A 1,933-nucleotide genomic window follows, 5' to 3' on the forward strand; every position below is an offset into this window, starting at 1 on the left:
CACACCAGGCTGCGGACCCTGGTCAACCGCGCATTCGTCTCGCGCCAGGTCGAACGGCTGCGGCCGCGCGTCGAAGCGCTGGCCAACGAGCTGATCGACCGCTTCGAGCCCAACGGCGTCGACCTCTTGCCCGCCTTCGCCTCGCCGCTGCCGATCACCATCATCGCCGAAATGCTCGGCGTGCCGGTGGCGATGGCGCCGCAGCTGCTCGACTGGTCGCACCAGATCGTCGCCATGTACATGCATGGCCGCACGCGCGAGACCGAGGAGACCGCGAACCGCGCCGCGCGCGACTTTTCCGATTTCCTGCGCGGCTACGTCACCGAGCGGCGCAAGCAGCCGGGCGACGACCTGCTGTCGCTGCTGATCGCAGCGCAAGAAGATGGCCAGAGACTGTCCGAGGACGAGCTGGTGTCATCAGCCATTCTGCTGCTCAATGCCGGCCACGAAGCGACCGTGCACCAGACCGGCAATGCGGTGCGCTCGATCCTGGCGCAGGGCGGCGACCCCAGCCGTTTCTTCACCACGCCGGAGGCGACCGCTGCGACGGTCGAGGAATGCCTGCGCTTCGACGCGCCGCTGCATATGTTCCTGCGCTATGCCTATGAGGAAATCGAGGTCCAGCCCGGCATCGTGCTCAGGCGCGGCGACAAGATCGCGCTGCTGCTCGGCATGGCCAACCGCGACCCCTTAGCCTTCGCCGCGCCGCAAGCCTTCAATCCAGGCCGCGCCGACCAGAAGAACGTCTCCTTCGGCGCCGGCATCCATTTCTGCATCGGCGCGCCGCTGGCCAGGCTCGAACTGCAGGTCTCGCTGAAGACGCTGTTCGAGCGGCAGCCAAAGCTCCACCTCGCCGAAGAGCCGCGCTTCCGCGACAGCTATCATTTCCATGGGCTGGAACGGCTCGCGGTGGCCTTCTGACAGGCGACGAACGGATATCGGGACAATGAGATTCGCCTTCCTGCAGGAACCGCCCTTCTGCTTCACCGACGCATCGGGCGCCTTGCGCGGTTGCGACGCGGTGCTGGCGGAGAAGGTTTGCGAGACATTGGGGCTGGACGGGTTTTCGGCCATCGAGGCGGAGTTCGCCGAACTGTTGCCGGGACTGGTCGAGGACCGGTGGGACATGACCACGGGGCTGTTCATCTCGGACGAGCGCAAGAAGCTGGTCGATTTCACCCGGCCGATCTGGATGCTGCCGGACGGACTGCTGGTCGCCGAGGGTAACCCGCTTGGACTGGGTGGCTACCGGGCACTCGGCCGCGATCCGTCGGCCATACTTGGCGTTGTATCGGGCCAGATCCAGCACCAGACGGCGCTGCGTAACGGCATCCCGGCCGAGCGGATCAGGATCTTCGGCACCCAGGCCGAAGCGGCCGAGGCCGTCGCCGCCGGCGTGGTGCATGCCTATGCCAGCGTCGCCATGGCGCACCGCGGCTACCTGGCCGGACGGCCCGACGCGCCGCTTGCCGTCATCGACGTTCCGGCCGACGAAAAGCAGCCGGCGGCCGGCGCCTTCGCGCTGGCCAAGGGCAATGATGCGCTGCGCCAGTGCATCGATTCTTGCCTGGGCGAGCTGCTCGGCAGTTCCTGGCACCGACAGATGATGCGCGAGTACGGATTTTCCGAGGGCGATATCGACCGCCTGCTCTGACCCGGCTGGCAGGCGATCAGAGCTTGATCACATATTCCTTGCGGGTCGTCTCGAGCACTTCCCAGGTCCCCTTGAAACCTGGCCGCAGCACGAAGCTGTCGCCGGCCCTGACGGTGCGCGCCTCGCCGCCGTCCTCGGAGATCACCGAGACGCCGGACAGGACGTGGCAGAACTCCCACTCGTCATAGACGATGCGCCACTTGCCAGGCGTCGATTCCCAGATGCCGGCATAAAGGCCGCCGTCCCGCTCCTCGACATTCCAGGTGCGGAACTTCGGAT

The 1,933-nt window shown here is 66.5% G+C and carries 3 protein-coding genes; 2 read left to right on the forward strand and 1 reads right to left on the reverse strand.

The genetic code is table 11. The features are described from left to right. Positions 1–921: cytochrome P450 (locus tag EN780_RS33070; RefSeq protein ID WP_133372837.1), on the forward strand; the 921-nt coding region annotated here is incomplete at its 5' end. 25 nt (positions 922–946) lie between these two features. Next, complete coding sequence (locus tag EN780_RS33075) at positions 947–1,654, forward strand: transporter substrate-binding domain-containing protein (protein WP_128276367.1); 708 nt, start codon at positions 947–949, stop codon at positions 1,652–1,654. A gap of 16 nt (positions 1,655–1,670) precedes the next feature. On the opposite strand, the gene EN780_RS33080 is transcribed toward EN780_RS33075, so the two are convergent. After that, a partial coding sequence (locus EN780_RS33080; protein ID WP_133372838.1) for a cupin domain-containing protein occupies positions 1,671–1,933 on the reverse strand: 263 nt, incomplete at its 5' end.

Origin of the sequence: Mesorhizobium sp. M4B.F.Ca.ET.089.01.1.1 (assembly GCF_004022605.1) — a bacterium.
Lineage (GTDB): Bacteria > Pseudomonadota > Alphaproteobacteria > Rhizobiales > Rhizobiaceae > Mesorhizobium > Mesorhizobium abyssinicae.

Bases quoted from the DNA above. Each gene is read 5' to 3' on its own strand.
- EN780_RS33075 (WP_128276367.1), top strand. From the start codon at position 947: ATGAGATTCGCCTTCCTGCAGGAACCGCCCTTCTGCTTCACCGACGCA.